The organism is Tessaracoccus oleiagri (genome assembly GCF_900103275.1).
Classification (GTDB): Bacteria; Actinomycetota; Actinomycetes; order Propionibacteriales; family Propionibacteriaceae; genus Arachnia; species Arachnia oleiagri.
Genome location: NZ_FNGP01000003.1, coordinates 456,852 through 477,055, shown reverse-complemented (window position 1 = coordinate 477,055; position 20,204 = coordinate 456,852). Strand labels below are relative to the sequence as shown.

The window sequence follows — 20,204 nt, the reverse complement described above, 5'->3', positions numbered from 1 at the left end:
GCTCACCTCGGGCTGGTCGGCGCCATTGCGTCGAACCGGTACGAGTAGCGCGCCACCCGATGCGCCTTCATGGGCCATTCCGCGAGCCTCTGCCGCCCGGCCCAGTCCGCGTGCTGCTCGAGCCACCGCTCGAGCAGATCCCACTGCGCCCCCAGCTCCACCTCGGCGTCGTGCATTCGCTCCCGGGCGTTCCGGGCGAGCTGGACGAGTCCTCCGGCGGCATCCACAGCGTCCCTTACCCCGGCGATCTCGGCCATGAGCGGGTGCGCAATGCCCGGGTAGCCCGTGAGGACGGCGAGCAGGAACATCGTCGCTTCATCGACCCCCTCCCTGGCGGCCGAGGGGTTGCCGGCGTTCTCGTGCTGGTCCACCGCTCGAAGCAGGCGAAAGATGTTCACGTAACGGGTGAGCGAGCGGGGAGAACGCCCGAGCATCGGTCTCAGTTCCTGCAGGAAGGAGCGTTCGGCCGGCGTGACCTCCGTGGCCGCGAGGCGCAGCGCGTACGGGGATGCGGTCTGGACGGCTTCCGGCTTGGCCTCTCGCGCCGTCGGGTCGGCCACCGTCGCGGCGGCCGTGGCGGGGGCCTCGGTGCGCCCCTCCTCGCGCCCATCATCGTCAGGGCTCCGCGGCACATCAACCGGAGGCAGGGAGTCGCGACCGTCGGTCGCGGGGGCAGCGGGTGGCTCGCCCGTCGTACCGGTGAGCGCGTCGAGGAGCCGGCTGGTCGCCTCGAGCGGCATGGGACGCAACCAGAAGGGGATCTGGAAGATCTTCTCAAGGTAGTCCTGCGGCGTGGCGCTGACGCTGCCGTCACGGTCGTACGGACCGAGCAGGCCCTCGTAGTGCTCGGACAGGGATCGCGACAGCCAGCGCGCGTCGACCCCCACGACCACGACGAACAGCGGGAAGGCGAGCAGCAGGTGCACTGCCTGCAGCACCTTCGCCACGGTCTCCGGCGGGCAGCGATCGAGGTCGTCGATGTACAGCACGATCCGGTTGACGTGGTAGACGCTCTCCTCGTCCTCGGCGTCCTTCCCGTCGGGCGCGTCGCCCGGCGGCACCGACTCGAGCGACGCGTTGAACTCGTCGATGTGGAGGGCGAGGGCCTCGAAGTCCCGTCGGATGAGCGAGGCGAGGCCCAGGTGCTTGCGATAGTCGTCGGAGTCGGTCCGGCTGAGGATGAAATCGGCGAGCTGCTTCGCGGGGTTCAGCTCCCTCAAGGACTCCTCCACCTGCTTCAGCTGGCGGTGCAGATTCGCTTCCTCCTCGGCGAGCGCCTTCTCACGGGCACGTAGCTCTTCGAGCACCGAGCGATGCCTCTTCATCTCGTCGCTGTCCTCGACCTCTCGTTCCAGCTGCTGGTTGAGTTCGTCGATCTGCCTGGTCATGCCGCTCGCCGCCCCGCTCGCCGTGCGGATCAGGGCCGCAGCGCCTCCCAGGGAACCGGCCGCGGTGGCGGCAGCCCTTTCGATCCCACTCACGTCGACGAGGGTCGTGAGCCACAGCACGAGCGGGCCGAGCAGCAGCGCCGCGACCGCGAGCAGCGACCAGCCCGCGCCGTACCGGCCCGCGATGACCGCGAAGGTCGACCGGCTGCCCATGGTGACGCCGCGCGCTTCGTCCAGCGCTCGTTGAAGTTCCGCGACGCTGTCCCCGACGGCCGGAAGGCCGAGTCGGTTGACCAGTTCCTCCACGCGCTCCGTCGTCGTCCCGGAGGCGCGCACCAAGGCGCGGGCTCGCTGCCTGAGGTCGAGGCGGAGTCGCGCGTGGGCCTGGACCTGGATGAGCTCGGCCTCGGAGCGCTCGATCTGCGCCCGCAGATGCAGCCGCTCGGTCTCGATCTGTCGGATCGCTGCTCCCTGCTCGCTCAGCTTCCTGACGTACATCTCGCGTCGGCTCGTGACATCACTCGCATCCTCCTCCGGCCTGATCCGCAGGTTGGCGAAGATGTAGTCGGCGAGGCTGGCCCAGAGGTCCGCATCCACGAAGTGCCACGCGTTGAACTCGATCTGGGCGATGTTGCGGTACACCGGGAGCTCACGCTGCGGCAGTCCGGACCTCCGCGCGTCCTCGGTCAGCCGGTCGATCTCCTGCCGTAGCGCGCGCATGAAGTACGTCTTGCCGGAGCCCCAGTCCCCGAAGAGCCCGACCGCCAGCGGCGGTTTGAGCACCTTCGAGGTGATCAGGAGGGCCAGTGCCCGCACGTGCGGCTCGATGTTGAGGCTGTCCTCGGCGAGGAGGTCACGTTGGCGGGTGTCGTCGTGGTGGAAGGTCGACACCGCTTCGCCCGGCGGCGGCGCCAGGAATCCGTTCCAGTGCGTCGGGTCCTCGTCCCGCCATCGATCCCGGATCGCCCCGAGGAGGCTGAGGCGGAGGGCATCCCCGTCGATGCCCAACGCCCTGGTGACCGGCCACGGCAACGGCGATCTGGCCAGCGCGACGGCCACGAGGTGATGGGAGTAGGCCTCCGGGGCCGTCAGATGCTTCTCCCCCGCGGACCGCACGGCGGCGGCCAGCCGGCGCGACTCCTCGACGAGTACGGCCACTTCGCTCGACACCACCACGCTGGTCCCGCTCGGGCGGAGCGTCTCGGCCCCACGCTCCAACTGGAACCGACCGGCGCCCGCGGCAGCCATCGCTGCTGCCAGTCGCTCACTGCGTGGTTCCGGTATCGCCGCGTGGAGGGCGTGGGTCGCCCCGCCCTCGATCCCGCTGGGGTCGAGTTCGGTCATGGCGGGACGCACCGTGGCGGCGAGCACGACGTCCATCGCGCCGGCGGGCGCGCCTCTGTGCGCGGCGATGCGCTCGGCCAACACCAGCAACTCGAGCGTGCCCGGCCGGAGGCCCCGCGCCTCGACCGCGACCGCGTCCTGCGGCGTCGCGGGCCGCGCTTCCTTCCCCTGTTGCCGTAGGAACTCGCGCACGGTTTCGTCGCTGGCACCCCCCTGCGCGAGGTCGGCGTCATCGGAGGACTGTCCTGCCGGTGGCCGTGCTTGGAGGGCGCGGATCACCTCCACCAGTTCTCGCAGGGGCTCGGGGTCACGACGGGCCGCCCAGGCGGAGATGTCGACGGCGGGGACTTCGCGGAGCGCTCCCGAGACTTCGGCTCCGCCGAGGGCCGCCAGTACCACGGAGGCGCCAAGGCGCGACAGGCCCGCGAGGAGGCGTCCCGGATCGGCCGGACCGCCCTCGGCCGGGGCGACGAGCAGGATGACCACCGCGCCGGCCGCCTCCTTGCTCCAACCATCGGGCAGGGTGGCGGACGCGATCGTCCCGAGCTCGAACTCGGCCAGGTCCTGCGCCAGCGCTTGCTGCAACCGCTGAGGCTCCCCCACCACATAGACCGCGAGACCACGATCGCTCATACTCCAGTATCGGATGCGGAGGGGGGAAACTCCATGGGGAACTGTCCCAGGCAGACGTGCGGCCTCCCCCTCCAGCGGCGCCGCTTCTCTGCCAGACTGGCACCGAGGAGGGTCGCCGATGACTGATTCAGGACTGCCGCACGGGAGCGTGCGGGACGTGCTCGACGACCTGCGCACCCAACTGCCGGAACACCTGCTGATCACCGACCCCACGCAGCTGCGGACCTACGAGTGCGACGGGCTGACGTCGCACCGGGTGACGCCCGCGCTCGTTGTCCTGGCCGACACCGTCGAGCAGATCGTCGCCACCGTCCGCGCCTGCGCGAGGCGCCGCGTGCCGTTCGTGGCCCGCGGCTCCGGGACCGGCCTCTCGGGCGGCGCGCTCCCCCACGCCGATGGGGTGTTGATCGTCACGAGCCGCCTCCGAACCCTGCACTCGATCCGGCGCGAGGACCAGCGCGCGGTCGGGGATCCGGGCGTGATCAACCTGGCCGTCAGCAAGGCGGCCAACCCCGAGGGCTACTACTTCGCGCCCGACCCCAGCAGCCAGCAGATCTGCTCCATCGGCGGCAACGTAGCGGAGAACTCCGGCGGCGCCCACTGCCTGAAGTACGGCTTCACGTCGGGACACGTGCTGGCGCTCGACGTCGTGACCCCGGCCGGCGAGCAGGTCACCCTCGGCACCGAGGCGCCCGACGCGCCGGGGTACGACCTGCTCGGCGCCTTCGTCGGCTCCGAGGGGACACTGGGCATCGCGACGAGGGCAACGCTGCGGCTCACCCGGCTGCCTGAGGAGGTCCGCACGATCCTCGCGGGCTTCGCCACCATCGACCAGGCCGGGGCGGCCACGTCGGCGATCATCGCGGCCGGGATCGTGCCCGCCGCGATCGAGATCATGGACGCGCTGGCGATCGAGGCGGCGGAGAAGGCCGTCTCGTGCGGCTACCCCGCGGGCGCGGGCGCGGTGCTGGTGGTGGAACTGGACGGCTCGGCGCTGGAGGTGGCGCACGAGTACGCCGCGGTGGAGGCCATCTGCCTCGAGACGGGCTGTTTCGAGTTCCGGATGGCCACCGACGCGTTCGAGCGGGCGGAGATCTGGAAGGGCCGGAAGTCGGCGTTCGCCGCGGTCGGGCGGATCTCGCCGGACTACATCGTCCAGGACGGTGTGGTGCCCCGCACCTCGCTGTCGGCGGTGCTGCACCGGATGGGCGAGATCAGCGCCGAGAAGGGCGTCCGCGTCGCCAACGTCTTCCACGCCGGCGACGGCAACCTTCACCCCCTCGTCCTGTTCGACGCTTCGGAGCCCGGCGCCACCGAGCGCGCCGAGGAGGTCTCCGGCATGATCCTCGACCTCTGCATCGAGCACGGCGGCTCCATCACCGGCGAGCACGGCGTCGGGCTCGACAAGGCCCGCTACATGCCGCGGATGTTCGACGCCGACGACCTCGACTCGATGCAGCTCATCCGCTGCGCGTTCGACCCCGCCGGCATCGCGAACCCCGGGAAGATCTATCCCACTCCCCGTCTTTGCGGGGAGCGTCCACGGATTCGTCAGGGCAGCCATCCCTTGGCCGCCGACGGCGTGGAGGTGTTCTGATGAGCCTGCTGCGAGCGGTGCTGTCGGCGGCCTGCGAGGTGCGCGAGGCGGAGGACGCTGACCACGTCGACGGCGTCCGGCCACAGGTCGTGGCGCGGCCGCGGACGACCGACGAGGTGTCGGCGCTACTGCGCGCCTGCCACGGACGGGGACTCACGGTGGTCGCGCGCGGCAACGGCACGAAGCTGTCCTGGGGCCGGCCCCCGGAGCGCTGCGAGGTGCTCCTCGACACCACCGGCTTGGACGCCCTCGTGGAGCATTCGCGCGGGGACCTCGTCGCCATCGTCGGCGCCGGGATGCCGCTCGCACGTCTCCAGGCCCTGCTCGCCGAGGGCGGACACCAGCTCGTCGTCGACGACCCGCTCGGCTCGACGGTCGGCGGGGCCGTCGCGACGAACCTGTCCGGGCCACGGCGGATGTGGACCGGGGCGATCCGCGACCTCGTCATCGGCGTGAAGTACGTCCGCGCAGACGGTGTGGTGGCGAAGGCCGGTGGCAGGGTGGTCAAGAACGTCGCCGGCTACGACCTCGCCAAACTGCTCACCGGGTCCTACGGGACGCTAGCGGTGATCACCGAGGTGACGCTGCGGCTGCATCCCCTGCCGGAGGCGAGCCGCTGGGTGACCCTCGACGTCGGGCCCGAGCAACTGCCCGGTGTGCTCGCCGCGGTGGTGCACTCCCAGTTGGTCCCTCGCGCGCTCGAGCTGCACGCCCCACCAGATGGCGCCCTCCAGGTCTCGGCGCTCCTCGAGGGCAGCGCCGACGGGGCCACCGCCCGCGCGGAGGCGCTGGCCGCGCAGCTCGACGGCGCCCGAGTCTCGTCCGCTCCCCCGGCCTGGTGGGGCCAGCTGCCGGAGGGCGACCTTCTGATGAAGACCACTGCCCGGCTGAGCGGCGTGCCGCAACTCGTCGCCCACGCCACGTCACTCGGGCTGGGCGTCCGGGGATCTGCCGGCACGGGCGTGCTGTACGCCGCCGGACGGAGCGGAGGCGCGGGATTGCGCCGGGCCGCCGTGGTGCAGTCGCTGCGGACCCTGAGCATCGAGCTCGGCGGGTCCACCGTCGCGCTGGACGCGCCGGCCGACGTGAAACCGCAGCTGGACAGCTGGGGACCGGTCCCGGCGATCGACCTCATGCGACGCGTCAAGCAGGAGTTCGACCCGGCCCGGACGCTGGCGCCGGGCCGCTTCGTCGGAGGGATCTGAACATGGCCGGGGTGCGCAAGGTGGAGCTGGGGATGCCGACGTTGTTCGGGGAGGAGGCGACGGTGCTGGCCCGCCCGTCCTTCGACGCGCACCGCCCACCGAGCCCCGAGCTCCTGGACGACTGCGTGCACTGCGGCTTCTGCCTCACCACCTGCCCCACCTACGTGCTCTGGGGCGAGGAGATGGACTCCCCGCGGGGACGCATCGACCTCATGCGGTCCGGTGTCGAGGGAGCGCCGTTGACCACGTCGATGGTGTCGCACTTCGACGCCTGCCTCGGCTGCATGGCCTGCGTCACCGCTTGCCCGTCCGGCGTCCAGTACGACAAGCTCCTGGAGGCCACGCGCGCCCAGGTGGAGCGCCGCGTCGCGCGGCCCCCGAGGGAGAGGGCCATCAGGGCGTTGCTCTTCGCGCTCATGCCCCATCCCGAGCGGCTCCGGGTCGTCAGGACGCTGCTGCGCCTCGGCCAGAGGACGGGGGCACTCGGGCTGGTGCGGCGCACCGGCGTCGTCGGCAGACTGAGCCCCCAGCTCGACGCGATGCAGGCGCTCGTCCCCGGGCTCGGCAAGCGGGAATCGGTGCCTGAGCGCACCCCGGCCGTCGGGAAGCGGCGGGCGGTCGTCGGGATGCTGACGGGCTGCGTGCAGCGGGAGTTCTTCGGCGACGTGAACGCCGCCACCGCGCGGGTGCTCGCCGCCGAGGGCTGCGACGTGATCGCCCCGCGGCGTCAGGGTTGCTGCGGGGCGCTGTCGGTGCACGCCGGCCGCGAGGAGGAGGGGCTCACCTTCGCCCGTCGGCTCATCGACACGTTCGACGCCGCCGGCGTGGACCGGATCGTCGTGAACGCCGCCGGGTGCGGGTCGACGATGAAGGACTACGCGCACCTGCTCGCCGACGACCCCGCGTACGCCGAGCGCGCCCGTGCCTTCTCGGAGCGGGTGGCCGACCTGTCCGAGATCCTCGTCGAGCTCGGGCCGGTCGCGCCGCGTCACCCGATCGCACCCGACGGGCGCGAGGTCGTCGTCGCTTACCACGACGCCTGCCACCTCCGGCACGCGCAACGCGTCGTGACACAGCCGCGCGCCCTGTTGCGCGGCATCCCGGGCGTGACGCTGCGGGAGATCCCCGAGTCCGAGATCTGCTGCGGCTCCGCAGGTGTGTACAACGTGCTCAACCCGGAGCCCGCCACCGCGCTCGGCGACCGCAAGGCGGCGAACATCCTCACCACCGGCGCTGAGCTTCTCGTGACGGCGAACCCCGGCTGCCTGATGCAGATCACCCAGTCTCTGGAGCGCGCCGGCAAACCCATGCCCTTCGTGCACACCGCCGTCATCATGGACGCGTCCATCCGCGGCGTGCACCTGGTCGGCCGATGATGGATACGGCCATCGCCGTCGGCTGCTATCGTCCGTGCCAAGCGGCACACGCGGGGGTGGCGCGGCTCTCGTGGATCTGCTCGTCCGGACACGGGTATACACGCGACGGGGCGTGAGGGAAGGGACATGACATGGAGACACCGGAGACGAAGCCAAGGCCCGCTTGGCCGCGCCTGGCAGGAGCACTCATCCTGGGCGGACTCCTGACCTTCCTCGCTATGAAGGCCTTCCCCGAGTCTGCCCTGTTTGGCGGAGCAGCGGACGATCGCGGAACCCGCGTGGTCAGCGCGGTGACGCGCGAGGAGCAGGTGGTGCTCCTGAGCCTCGGTATCCAAGGCATCTCCGAGAAGACGGATCGGAGCACCTTCATGGGCGTCGAGATCCCCGGCAGCCAGAGGGCGTCGTTCCTGCAGTACAGCTTCGACGCCAAGCTGGGCATCGAAGGCGGCGAGGTGTCCATCCGGCAGGTCGACGAGGACACCGTGCGCATCACGATCCCGGAATTCGTCTTCATCGGCCACGACAACGAGAGCTTCCGTCTCGCCGCCGAGAACAACGGCCTGCTGAGCTGGATCACGCCGGAGGCGGACACCATCGACATGATCAACGAGATCCTCGACGACGGCGGCCAGCAGGACTACATCGACGCCAACAAAGAACTGCTGATGGAGCAGGCCGAGACGTTCTACAGCAGCATCGTCGAGGGCGTCGACCCCGACATCGAGGTCAAATTCGACTTCAGCGCCACGCGCTGACCATCACGCGAGCAGTGGACTCCGCTGCCCGCTGTAGGTCGCGACGAGCTCGTCGCGCGCCCGGGAGGCCGCCACATACAGCAGCGACCGCTCACGAAGCGTCGCCTCCGAGCGCTCCTCCTCGTCGTAGTCGTACGCGTCCAGGCCCATCGGGATCGAGTCCTGGGACAGCCCGAACAGCAGAGCCTTGGTGAACTCGGTCCCCTTGGCCCGGTGCATAGTAAGCACCACCGGGGTTCCACTTCTCACGGTGCCCGTCTCCAGCGCGCGGACCTCGACGCCCCGCTCCGAGCCCAACCCCCACCCGGTCTCGGTCCGCCCGGTCGCGGATCAGCACCGCGATCATTTCCGGCGCGACGCCCCCGGCGTCCACCCACGCCTTGGCCTGGTGCGCGGCGAAATCGAGTTCAGCGGTCAGGCTCTCGCTCCGTTCAAACCGAGGTTCGGGCCCCGAACGGGTCATTGCCGGCGTCGCGAATGGCGTCCTCGACGAGTTCGTCGAGCGTCATCGGCCGGGTGACGGCGCCGACGAGGGTCAAGTCCCGGGGAGTGGTGTAGCGGTTCCTTCGTCTAGGCGGTGAGGGCGAGGGGTTCGGTGACCTCCTGGGTGTTGGTGATGGTGGTCAGTCGGCAGCGGGCGAGGATGTCGAGGCCGAGGTAGCGGCGTCCTTCTGCCCATTCGTCGGTCTGTTCGGCCAGGACGGCGCCGACGAGCCGGATGATGGCTTCCCGGTTCGGGAAGATCCCGACGGCGTCGGTGCGGCGCCGGATCTCGCGGTTGAGGCGTTCGGCGGGGTTGTTGGACCAGATCTGGGTCCAGACGTCTTTGGGGAACGTCGCGAACGCGAGCACGTCGGCTCGGGCGTGCTCGAGGTGTTCGGCGACTTCGGGGAGCTTCTCGCTGGTGTAGTCCAGCAGCCGGTCGAACTGGGCCTCCACGGATGCTTGGTCGGGTTGGTCGTAGACGGAGTGCAGCATCGCCTTGACCGCCGGCCAGAGACTCTTCGGGGTGACGGCCATCAGGTTGGCGGCGTAATGGGTTCTGCAGACTCCCACTGTCAACCCCTTCGTGTTTGCGCGGCCGGCTGGACGGCGCGGTCGAACGGCCGCGGTCCGAGGGACCTCGGCGGGCGGAGGGTGGATGCCGGGCTTAGGCAGCTGCAGGGGCGGTCCCGTGGCGGGTGGGGTCGTAGGGTTCATGGTTGGTCCAGCATCGCCAGAGCACGCGGGTCCATCGTGCGGCCAGGCCTCGCAGTGCTCGGTGGTAGCGCTGACCGCGTTGGTCACGAGCTTCGCGGAACGCGGCTGCGGCCCAGGGCGAGAGCTTGATGGAGTTGAACGCCCACCACATGGTCGCCTCCCGCAGTCGACGGTTCGCGGCGTAGCGGAAGCGGACGGAGCGTGACCGGCCCGACGCGCGCGTGACTGGTGCAAGACCGGCCTCGGCGAGGAGTACCGCAGGCTCGGGGAAGCGCGCGCGGTCCTCCCCGATCTCGGCCAGCAACACCGCGGTGAGGACGGGTCCAACGCCGGGGAGACTGGCGAAAATCTTCGCGTCCGGGTGCTCTGCTGTGGCGGCCGCGATCGCATCGTCGAACTCCGCGAGTTGCGTGTTCAGCAGCTGCAGTACCTGGGTGAACGCCAAGGCGGAGAAGCTCTTGCCAGCGACCGTGCCCGGCGCGCCGGAAAGCAAGTTCTGCCGCAACCGGTCCGCGAGCGTCTGCGCCGGGACGCGACCCGTGTAGTGATGGCGGGTGAGGAACCCGGCCATTCGGGTGGCCTTCACGCTCGACGCGTTCGCCGGGGTTGGGTAGTCGGTGACAAAGGACAGTGTGATCTGACGATCCACGGACGAGAACAACCGCGCAGGAGCAGGGTGATAGGCCTCGAGGATCATCCTCAACTGGCTTTCGATGGTCTGCTGGGTTTCCGAGAGCCGATCTCGGTCGCGGGTGAGTGCCTTGATCTCCGCAAGCAAGGGTGATGGCACCGCGAGCGCGCGCCAGTGCTGGTGCTCGAATCGGAGAGTGTCGGCGAGCACGAACGCGTCGAACCGGTCGTCCTTCACGGAGGCGACCTTGTAGCGTTCCCGTGCCCGCGCTGCAATGCGCGGCGAGACCGGAAACACCGCGTGTCCGGCCGCTTGGAGGTGCTCGACCAGGAGGCCCTCGGCGCGTTCGATCGCGACCGGAAGCCGAGTCCCGAATCGGGTGAGGTGCTGATCCAGCTGCCGCAACCCCGCAACGTCGTGACTGACCCGTGTTTGGAGCACTTGCGTGCCGTCGGCGGCAACAACGCAGAGCTGGTGGTTCTCACTGCCCCAGTCGATGCCGGCGAACACCGGCCACACCGGTGTGATGTCATCTTGCATGAACGGTTCTCCTTCCAAAGGAACAGTCCAACCTCATGGCCGATCCCCCTGGACGCTCACTAAGGTGCTCCCGGCATCCCAGGGCACGACTCCCACTAGCCAGTCGAGATCCGCCACCGCCGGGAGGGACAGGTCTGCCGCTGGACCTTCACGGTCACGCTGCCAAGGTCCTCTCCCGACGGTGAGGATGAACCGGCGGGACACTCCCACCACCCCCTATCTTGACGAGTGAGCGCTGCCAGGCGGCGCCGGGCAGGATCGCCTTGATCGCGTGCTTGAGGCCTTCGTGGGCGTCGGAGACCACGACCGCGACCCCGAGCGGATCCTCGGCGGTGGCGACCTTCAGACCGCGTTCACGTAGCGAGCGCAGGAACCCGGTCCAGAAGTCGGTGGTCTCCGCGTCGCCGATCGCCATCCCGAGGACCTCTCGGTGCCCGTTGACGCCGCAGCCGGTCGCGACGACCACGGCCTGGGACACCACCCGGCCGCCGGTGCGGACGTCGAGGTAGGTCGCATCGAGCCACAGGTAGGGGTACCAGATGCCGGCGTCGTCGAGCCGCCGCTCCAGGAACACGCCGACGTACTCGTCGATCTCGCCGCAGATCCTGGACACGGTGGAGCGGGAGATCCCGGCCTCGTTGCCGAGGGCTTTGACCAGCGCGTCGACCCGACGGGTGGACACGCCCCCGATCCGGGCCTGGGCGATCACCGACCACAACGCCTGGTCGACCCGGCGGCGCGGCTCCAACAGTGAGGGGAAGAACGCGCCCTCGCGCAGTTTCGGGATCGCCAGCTCCAGCGTCCCAGCCCCGGTGGCGAGCTGCTTCGGCCGGGAACCATTACGCCGGGTGGTGCGCTGCTCGGTGCGTTCATAGCAGCCGGCGCCGATCTTCGCGGTCACTTCCGCCTCGATCAGTTCCTGGAGCGAGGCCTCGAGCAGGCGGCGCATCGCCTCGCCGCGGGGCAGGTCCTCGTTCCCGTCAAGGAGTTCTGTGATCAGCCCACGTAGGGCAGACTGGTGCTGATGGGTCATCGTGGTGAATCCTCACAAGAGTTACTTGGTCGTTTCTCGAAGAGCATCCCCGATGGCCCATCGCCCATCTCACGACACGCCGACCAGCCACCCGGGATGCCACCACGCTAGGGGACTCACCCACCCAGCAGGGAGACGATAGGAGTCCTGATATGCCATCTCGTCGGATCAAGAAGGGGCCCGGCCGTCGGCCGATGTCGGAGAAGCGGCGCCAGTTCCTGGAGCTCTTGGCCCGGGGCCGATCACTGCGTGGTGCCTGCCTCGAGCTCGGGATCGCGCGGTCCACCGGCAACATCTGGAAGAACGGAACCACAGTTCGCCGCAAGGATGGCACGGTCAAGGTCGTGCCACCATTGGAGCCCCTTGCCGTTCGAGTGATCTCCGCCCGCTTCCTGTCCGAGGATGAGCGGGTGCCGATCGCCGACCTCGCCAGCCGCGGTCTTGGGACGACCGCGATCGCCCGAGTCCTCGGCCGAGCACCATCGACGATCAGTCGCGAGTTGCGCCGCAACCGCCACCCCACCGGGCAGTACCGGCCATCCCACGCGCACGCCGCGGCCGCGGCCCGTCGCCAACGACCCGGCCCTTCAAGCTCGTGGCCGACTCCGACCTGCGCAGCTTCGTGCTCGATCGGCTGCGGAAACGATGGAGCCCCCAGCAGATCGCCCGTGCCCTGCGTCGACTCCATCCCGACGAGCCCGCCAAACGCGTGGCCATCGAGACGACCCACCAGGCGATCTACCGCCCCGGCACCGGCATCCTGCGGAAACCCGCAGCCTTGCCCCGGCGCACCGGACGTGACCACCGCCGCGCTCACACGCGCGAGATCCGCGCCGGCCGACGCTTCGCCCAACCCATGCTCTCCATCCACCAGCGAGACTTCGCCCCCGCCGACCGCACCCAGGCCGGCCACTGGGAAGGGGACCTCATCGTCGGGCCTCATCACCGCTCCGCGATCGGCACCCTCATCGAGCGGCAAACCCGCTACGTCAAGATCCTGCACCTGCCGGCCCTGAACTCGCATGAGATGCACGCCGCCCTCGTTCGAACCTTCCGCGACCTCCCGAAACTGTTGCGCCGTAGCCTGACTTGGGACCAAGGCACCGAGATGGCCAGACACTTCGAGGTGACCGCCGAAACCGGCCTGCGGATCTACTTCCGCGACGCGGCTAGCCCATGGCAGCGCGGCAGCAACGAGAACACCAACGGTCTCCTGCGTCAGTACTTCCCGAAGTCCACCGACCTCACGATCCACAGCCCCAAGGACCTCGCCCGCATCGAGTCCGAACTCAATACTCGGCCCCGCATCACCCTCGATGACCAGACTCCAGACGAGCTCTTCCGAAGAATGCTAACCTCGCAGGAACACCCCTCGTTGCGATGACCACTGGAACACAAGCCGTCCCAACGGCCTCACTTTCGGTCGTCGTCGACACAGGCCACTGATCTCGTAATCCGGCAAGGGCAACGTACGAAAGATTCGTGGCGTCGCGCCCCAGAATCGCCGGCGATCGTGTGTGTTTCATGGCACTTCGGGCGCAATGGGCAGCCGCATCGCCCGCAGTTGTCCCCGAGCATGTCGCGATCGCTTAGACTCAAATGGTGAGCTTCATTCTGGGCGTCCTAGGCTCAACAGTGCTCTTCTTGGGTTTGATAACCGCTTGCGCCGCTATGTGGAAAGTCGGAGAGAGGTTCATCGACGACGTATCGAGTTGCACCGGGTGCGGGTGTGGCTGCTTGTTCATCGTTGGTTTCATCATCGTTGCCGGCTCCTTACCACTCGCTGGTCTCTACCATCTCCTGGCGTCGCATGGTTTACCGGCGGAGCTTCTGGGCCCCAAGTTCAACTTCTTCGGTAGGGGCATGAGTATCGACTCTTGGACCGGGCTGATCATCGCAGCCGGCATCTGCACTGCATCGCACGACAAGTGGGACTCGTGGAGAAGCCGGAGAGAACATAGAGGCAAACGCTCACGGGGGGAGTCCGCCTAAGTATCTTCGGGCGACCAGTCATGAGTCCCGAACTTCACCGAGACACCTACATCCACGCCGTCGATCTCTACCTTCGGTCCTACTTGAAGCGGTTCCTCACCCGATCGGCTGACAGTGCTGCCGCCTCGTCCTGCGCTGGGCGGCGCGCTGAGATCCAGCCGAAGTGCCTCCAACTCCTTCTGGCTCGCCGTCAGGTACTGCATCTTCAGCAGTTCCAGCATGTCCTCCTGACGCGGCTGCCCAAACGTCAGTCTGTACAGCGCGACGTCCTGCTTGATCGATTGAAGCCGAACCGAGTCGACGCTCAGCGGATAGGGTGACACATGCCGCTCGATGCGCGCCCGCCCGGGATAGACCCAATGCGGCGCAAACTCCCCCAGCCGTTCCTGCTCGTCCCCTGCCAGGCGGTATGCGACCTGCCACGGATTCGGGTCGTCGCTCGACAAGATCGCGCGACCATGCCGGCTGGCGATGTTGCGACGGACCGCGTGGCCATCGAAGCGGTCCACGCGACCTTCCCTCTGCTCGAAATCGATGGGGTTGGGTGGCGTGTTCCAGTGCATGACTGCGTGGCACCACCAGTGGAAGTCGACGCCTTCCTGCCCGACGCTCGTGGTGACGAGCACGAACGGCCAGAAGGGGCTGTTGAAGGCTTGCCGAACCAGTGGCTGACGATTGGTCTCCTCAGCCGCTTTACGACCGCCGAACCGCAGGGCGAACCGGGCTCGGATCCTCTTCTGCTCGGCCGGTTCATCAGGATCGAACAGTTCATACGTGGCTGGACGCAACTCCAGCGCATTCGCGACCATACTCGCGATCTCCTTGAGCGCCGCATCGTCGAGAGCCATCGCACCCTGAGCGGCATGCACGTGGTGCACGAACTCGTCGAGCACCGCTTGGAGGTTGCCCCAGGCGCAGTACTGCAGGATCTTTCGCCAATAAGGGATTTGGTCAGGAACGAGTTGGTCGATCAAGATCGACGTTTCGGGCCTCGAGAAGAGCGTGCGGAAAGCTGACGACAGCCGTAGGGCCGCCAACCAGAGGCCCGCTTCGCTGACCTTCGGTTGATCCGCAGAGATCCTCGACAGTGCACGATAAGCGGCATTGCCCGGGCTGTGGGCAGCCACGTCCGCCATCCTGGACAGCGCCTCCTCCGTCACCGCCCGGTCCTGCGGATGGAGACGAACCTTCAGCGCCAACTCGAAGTGCCGTAGCCTGCGCTCACTCGTCTGTCGGACCGGTTCGCTGCCGAATTGCGCATCCAACTCCTCCTCAGCGGAGAAGCCGCTCGCCGCCTCCTGAACCTGAGAGATGGTCACGCCCTCCGGTGAGGAGTCGGCGCGTCGCAGTGCCTCGAACCAGTGCGAGGCCTTGGGCCCCGGCGTGTCTGGCACATCGGTCTTGTGATCAGAGACGAGTTTGTAGACGATGCTGGCGCGCAACCGGTCGGCGCTCAGCGGCTCGGATCCGCGATGGAGGTCGGCCCGTCGCGGATCGCCCAGCGAGGCCAGCCCGGGCATGGGCCAGAAGAGCGCCAACGTGGACATCGACGACGGGCGCTCACGGTCACCATCTGGATCCATCCGATAGGCCAACAGGTTGCGACGGTTGTGTCGATCCCTGTCCCGCTCCTCGTCCGTCGTCCCCACATAGGCGTCCCCCGCCCCCAGCCGGTCTGCCTCGTAGCTGAGGAGCGAAGACACCGCGCCCGGAGTGGCCATCCAAGATGAGAAAATCAACCGCTTGGTCATGTCTCGGGCGAAGTCCTCGGCGTAGGGTCCACCGGGCTCGAGGTATGGCAGGGACGGCGGGACCCACAGCAGTTTCCACCAGCCCCGATAGATGGTGTCGTCAGCCAGTGCGCGCATGCGGGCATTGCCGAGGTCGATGGGCTCGTACGCATCCATTGCCTGGAAGTTGATCCGTTGAGTGTTTAGGAGGGCCGACCGGACCGTCTCGGCTTGCATTGGGTCGACGAGAGCGTTTCGCACTTGGTCGGAGAGCTTGTATCCGTCCAAGAAGTTGACGAAATAGGGGGCGGACTTCCAGTACTCCATGGAGAAGGGCGCCTGGACCGTTCGCGCCAGGCGCTTGAGCGCCACATAGCCGAACAGGTCGTCCGCAGGTGGCGGACGCAGTGGCGAGCTCTCTTCGCGCGACATGGCGTCGGTCAGCATCCGCGGCCGTTCCGTTCGCTCCATCACCGAGAGCAGACGCTGGCGAACCTCACGAGTGATCTCTTCCGAGGCGTTGCCTGTCACCAGTGCGTGGCGGTAATCGCGAAGCGAGGCCGCGATCCGACCTGTGGCCGAATTGTCCTCGCCCGTCAGGAAATGCACGATCCGAAGGAAGTCCCGATGGTGCTCGTCACCATTTGCCACTTCCTCCGCGTAGGTGAACGGTCTGAACGGCGTGGCCGAAAGCAGCAGCACCTTGGCTCGGTGGCTGCTGCCCTCCTCGTTGTAGTTGAACAGGTGGTGTGCCAGTTCGCCGGCCTCGGTCTCCTCGGTCAATAGATCTCGGAAACGCTGAAACTCGTCCAGGATCACCAGATCCGGTTTGAGGATACGAACGCTCTCTCGCGCCAGTACATTGCGCATCCGTCCGACGAGGGTCGATGCGTCGTAGGGAGACCCGCCATGTCGGAGAGCGCCCATCAGTTCTTCGAACTCGTCGAGCAGGTCGTCGTCGGCTGCTGCCCCGAGGAAAGGCCTCGCGATCCGGGGATCGATGCAGTCGGGCAGGTCCGGATCTTCGGGCGTCTCGGAGATCCCATCCCTCCCGTGGGTCAGTTGCCAGCGCAGCTCCTCCACGTAATGGGAACGGAAGCGTGCAGCGGTCGACACCGTCCCTTGCAGGACGCGCAGAGCTTCGTCCGCCCGCGATCCCCGCAGCCGCATCTTGTTCTCGAGCATCAGGTAGAGCATCGCCCGTTCTTCACCCTTGCCCGAGCGCCAACTGCTGCTGAAGGAGGTTCCGGGGGTGAACGAAACGAGGTTGACAGACTTCGCCAGCCCGTCGCTACCGGACTGGACGAAGTCGCGTGAGTGCTTTGCGAGCATAGTGAGCCTGCTCGCGATGCCGAGCTGGTCTCCCCCGGTCACATTCAGCTTGCGGAGGTTCTGGTGGGCGAGATCGAGATTGGAACAGACATAGACGACGTCGATCCGGTCGACGTGGTCGTTGCGCTGCAGCCGCTCGACGGCACGGGCGATGACCCCACGGGCGACGATCGTCTTTCCCAGACCCGTCTCGTCGGCGACGAGGAAACGGTCGCTCGGATCGTCGCCATAGAACCGATCGATGACGTGCTCGACGGTGTTGCGTTGAAACCCGGTGAGCCCGTTCAGGATTGGCTCGGCGTCGAATAGCCGCGGCTCGATCACCCTGTCGCCTCCATGTTCTCCAGTGCCTCCGTGACCGTGTCCCAGAGCGCGTCGAACCCGTCCGGCAGGACCTCGCGGCCCCGATCCGTCTCGCGGAGACGGATCACGAGCCGGTCCAAGTCACGCAGCACGTCCGGTCGATCGGCCAGGGCCCGGACGACGAGTTCGAACAAACCCGTCCGGCCCCCAGCAGGCATACCCCAGGGTGCTCCTGCGCCGCCGATGTTGGTCTCGTCGGCCCGGATCGCCGAAGGGTCAGTGAGTCCCAGCAGGAGCGAGAGGAATCGGAGGAACTTCTCGGGCGTGTCCACTTGTCGCGCCAAGACCTCATCGAGTCGGTTCGGGGGATCGTTCTGCAGCGGTGCGTGCACGACGGTGCTGAGCACAAGATTGGTCGTGTTCGTCACGCGCATCACCACGAACGGGGTGATGTCCGCCAAGACGGTCACAAAGCTGGCATCGCAACGGCCGGGCTCGGTCTGGGTGTGGCTCATGCCGCGCTCGGTGAGCAGGGCTAGTTGTACGACGTGACCTTCAGGGAAATCTAACTCGGCTTCGCTGGTCAGATGCAGGCGGTAATCCCGCTCGACCGGTTGGACCTCCATGCGAAAAGGTACAGCTGCGAGGCTTCGCAGGAGGTTCTCGAGGGCGTGCAGTTCCTCGTCCAGTTCCGGCATCGCTCGGTCCGGTTCCGGGGTATACGCCTGCAGGAGGCTGCGAAAGTTGGCCGTGGTGGGATCCTCCTGGATCGCCATCATGGTTTTGACTCCGAGGTCCTTTGCCCGGCCGACGAGTTCGACGACGAACTCTACGTTGCCTCCGTATGCCGCGTCGGTAGCGTTGGCCGAACCGACGAACACGTGGGTCTCGCCGCGGTTGCGTTCGGCGATGGTGATCTTGGCATGAAGGCCGACCAGCTCGTCGCCGTTCGCCGGCTGGTCATGGCGGTGCGTCCCTCCTCCGTCGCCGCCAGTCGCGGGCGTTTCTGCCTCAACGCTTCCGGTGTCCAGGTTCGCCAGCGGGTCGAGGACGAACACCGCGTCATCGTTGGGGCGCCGCAGACCGGTGAGGAACTCGGGCCCGAGCGCGTCGATCGCTTCCGGACGGGACACTAGCGCCACGTCCTGGGCGTTGTTCCCGCTGACGTGGCGGACGCCCTCGCGGTTGAGGAACGGGGAGACGACCAGGTGGCGGTATCCGGAGAAGTCCATGTCCGGGAGAAGTCGAGGTACACCCATCGCATGGAAATGGGCGGAGCTGACGAGCTCCGGCAGCGACCATTCGACGCGCTCCACGCGGTCGGCGAGGTCATTTACTCGCTCCAGTCGTTCGGGAGCCAGATCGGTCACTGCCCATTTCGGCAGCTGGCGCAGGAATCGAGCCAGCGGGCGGTTCCCGTCAAGGCATCGCTTCATCTGGGAGCCGTCGAGGATGACCGCTGCATCCCACGCCCGGCTGTCCACCAGGTTCCGGGTGGAACAGATGAGTCGGTACGCATCGGGTGCATTCGCCGCCGTATAGCGCAGCACCCAGGTCTTGGGATGGAACAGGCGACCCGGTCGGGGTCGACGGAGCGGATGCAGCATCGGTTCGAGGAACGCCATCAGGTCCGAGGCGTGCTGCGGCACGGCAATCTGGCCCGCCTGACAGAAGATGTCGACGCGATCGGCGCAAGCCCGCACGGCTTCCAGCACCGCAATGGAGTCCTCATGGGTGCGCAGGTCATAAGAGGCAAAGGACAGAGGAGCGACCAAGGCCGTCGCCAAGTGAAGAGTGAAGGTGGTGGCAACCGCAGACTCCAGCCGATAGCCAGCAGGCGGTCGGAGTTGATCCATCAAGACGACTCGACTGTCCGGCTCAAACACGAGCCAAACCTTCGTGGATGTCAGACAGGATCCTCTTGGCGGTGGCCCAACGGTAGCTGAGTCCGCCGCCGCCCCCGCCGCCCCATTGACCGAGCAGTTTCCGGTTCGTCAGCCGTGCTTGCCTGCCCTTCATGGTTGCCTCGCGATTCGAGATGAGCTTGCGGGAGGCACTGCTTTCGAGCGCAGCGTGGACGGTGCCGTCGAACAAGCCGTCGGTCCAAGCGTCGACGAAGAGTCTCGTACGTGGTGACACCCTGGGGCTGCGTAAGCGCACCTCGTTCCAGAAATCATGTCGATCCCACGCCTCCAACTGATGACGGGCGTCGTCCACGTCATCCAGCCATGCACGGAACTGCTCGTGGTACTCCTCCACGCCGCTCTGAACCGTGGTGAATCCCGCCTCTTCGTATGCTTCGGACAGCAGGACCTCGTACAGCCGGGTCGCGCCTTGGATCGTCAAGGAGAACAGCGCGGCATGGAGCAGAATCCGTGCGACGGGGTCTGGCGCGTCCTGGCAGATGGGGTCACGCCACGGATAGGGGCTGTCGCCTGCGGGTGGCGCATCCGCTGCAACGATGTGTGCAAGCAAGGTGTCCGGGACGCTCTCCAAGATTCGCTCACGGAGCCAAGATGCCTCAGCAGCGGTCATGTTGAGACCGTCGTGCAGCGTCCAAGGGAAACCGTCGGGAACGGCTGGCAGGGTGGGATGCCAGTCGCCAACGCTTCGGCTCGCGGGCTCGTCGGCGCCGTCACTCTCGACCCGACTGGCCCCGGTCAACTGGTCGAGTGCGGTGTCGCGTCGCAGGATGGCGAACGTGAGCAATCCGTTCCAGTAGATCGAGGAGGGTAGGTTCTTAACCCCAGCGCCGGCTCTGGCGCCGATGACACCCTGTTGCTGAGGGAGGCGGTTGAGCGTCCTCACGAGATCCCGCTCGGACTGCTCGACGCGGCCCCGGACCTCTGCGGCGCTCCGGCCCGCTCTGCTCTCTTTCACATAGGCCCAAGGCACCAGCAGGAAGTAGCGTGCGCGTGTCTGGATCGTGGTGATCCCCGGGAAAAGTGCATCACTGAACGCGTCCCGGATCTGGCCGATGCCCAGTTCGTCGAGCGTCTCCTTCTGCGTGAACAATGCGATCACCTCGCGGATACGTCGCTGCTCATCCGCTGAGGTGTCGAGCCAGGCGATGGATGACAACCGCGCCCCTCCAAGTTGAGCTGTCAGGCAAGTGCCAGCCGTGTAGCGGACCTTCCTCTGTCCA

10 protein-coding genes and 3 pseudogenes are annotated in these 20,204 nt (G+C 67.5%); 5 read left to right on the top strand and 8 right to left on the bottom strand.

The window, feature by feature from the left end:
* Window positions 1-2: 2 nt before the first annotated feature.
* The gene (locus BLR46_RS10145; RefSeq protein ID WP_093251646.1) at window positions 3-3,365 is read right to left on the bottom strand and encodes a P-loop NTPase fold protein; all 3,363 of its coding nucleotides are present in this window, start codon (window positions 3,363-3,365) and stop codon (window positions 3-5) included.
* 118 nt (window positions 3,366-3,483) lie between these two features.
* Between BLR46_RS10145 and BLR46_RS10140 the strand changes: the two genes are divergently transcribed.
* The 4 genes from BLR46_RS10140 (at window position 3,484) to BLR46_RS10125 (ending at window position 8,298) form a co-directional block, all read left to right on the top strand.
* On the top strand, window positions 3,484-4,962 hold the full coding sequence (locus BLR46_RS10140) for an FAD-linked oxidase C-terminal domain-containing protein (RefSeq protein ID WP_093251643.1): 1,479 nt from the start codon (window positions 3,484-3,486) through the stop codon (window positions 4,960-4,962).
* Window positions 4,962-6,167: an FAD-binding oxidoreductase gene (locus BLR46_RS10135; RefSeq protein ID WP_093251641.1), complete on the top strand. Its 1,206-nt coding sequence runs from the start codon at window positions 4,962-4,964 to the stop codon at window positions 6,165-6,167. The genes BLR46_RS10140 and BLR46_RS10135 overlap by 1 nt, the downstream gene beginning before the upstream one ends.
* A 2-nt stretch (window positions 6,168-6,169) precedes the next feature.
* Window positions 6,170-7,543 (top strand): glycolate oxidase subunit GlcF, encoded by a 1,374-nt coding sequence (gene glcF, locus BLR46_RS10130; RefSeq protein ID WP_093251637.1) that lies wholly within the window; start codon window positions 6,170-6,172, stop codon window positions 7,541-7,543.
* A gap of 131 nt (window positions 7,544-7,674) precedes the next feature.
* Window positions 7,675-8,298, top strand: a complete 624-nt coding sequence (locus tag BLR46_RS10125) for a DUF4230 domain-containing protein (protein ID WP_143008272.1) — start codon at window positions 7,675-7,677, stop codon at window positions 8,296-8,298.
* Between the two features lie 3 nt (window positions 8,299-8,301).
* On the opposite strand, the gene BLR46_RS15610 is transcribed toward BLR46_RS10125, so the two are convergent.
* From BLR46_RS15610 to BLR46_RS10105, 4 genes and pseudogenes are all read right to left on the bottom strand, one after another.
* Complete coding sequence (locus BLR46_RS15610) at window positions 8,302-8,517, bottom strand: 3'-5' exonuclease (RefSeq protein ID WP_245701641.1); 216 nt, start codon at window positions 8,515-8,517, stop codon at window positions 8,302-8,304.
* 351 nt (window positions 8,518-8,868) lie between these two features.
* Window positions 8,869-9,375 (bottom strand): annotated as a pseudogene (locus BLR46_RS10115) (transposase); the annotation flags it as partial.
* A 73-nt stretch (window positions 9,376-9,448) separates the two neighbouring features.
* Window positions 9,449-10,669 carry an IS110 family RNA-guided transposase gene (locus BLR46_RS10110; RefSeq protein ID WP_093251632.1) on the bottom strand — a complete coding sequence of 407 codons (1,221 nt, stop codon included), beginning with the start codon at window positions 10,667-10,669 and terminating at the stop codon, window positions 9,449-9,451.
* Between the two features lie 223 nt (window positions 10,670-10,892).
* Window positions 10,893-11,702, bottom strand: a pseudogene (locus BLR46_RS10105) (IS256 family transposase); the annotation flags it as partial.
* Between the two features lie 152 nt (window positions 11,703-11,854).
* On the opposite strand from BLR46_RS10105, the pseudogene BLR46_RS15605 reads away from it, so the two are divergent.
* Window positions 11,855-13,086 (top strand): annotated as a pseudogene (locus BLR46_RS15605) (IS30 family transposase).
* Between the two features lie 604 nt (window positions 13,087-13,690).
* Here the strand turns inward: BLR46_RS15605 and BLR46_RS10095 are convergent.
* From BLR46_RS10095 to BLR46_RS10085, 3 genes are read right to left on the bottom strand one after another with little or no spacing between them, the layout of a single operon-like run.
* On the bottom strand, window positions 13,691-17,080 hold the full coding sequence (locus BLR46_RS10095) for a helicase-related protein (protein WP_093251630.1): 3,390 nt from the start codon (window positions 17,078-17,080) through the stop codon (window positions 13,691-13,693).
* Window positions 17,077-18,945, bottom strand: coding sequence for a phospholipase D family protein (locus tag BLR46_RS10090; RefSeq protein WP_093251628.1), 1,869 nt, complete (start codon window positions 18,943-18,945; stop codon window positions 17,077-17,079). The genes BLR46_RS10095 and BLR46_RS10090 overlap by 4 nt, the downstream gene beginning before the upstream one ends.
* Window positions 18,938-20,140 carry a DUF6361 family protein gene (locus BLR46_RS10085; RefSeq protein ID WP_093251625.1) on the bottom strand — a complete coding sequence of 401 codons (1,203 nt, stop codon included), beginning with the start codon at window positions 20,138-20,140 and terminating at the stop codon, window positions 18,938-18,940. The genes BLR46_RS10090 and BLR46_RS10085 overlap by 8 nt, the downstream gene beginning before the upstream one ends.
* Window positions 20,141-20,204: the final 64 nt, after the last annotated feature.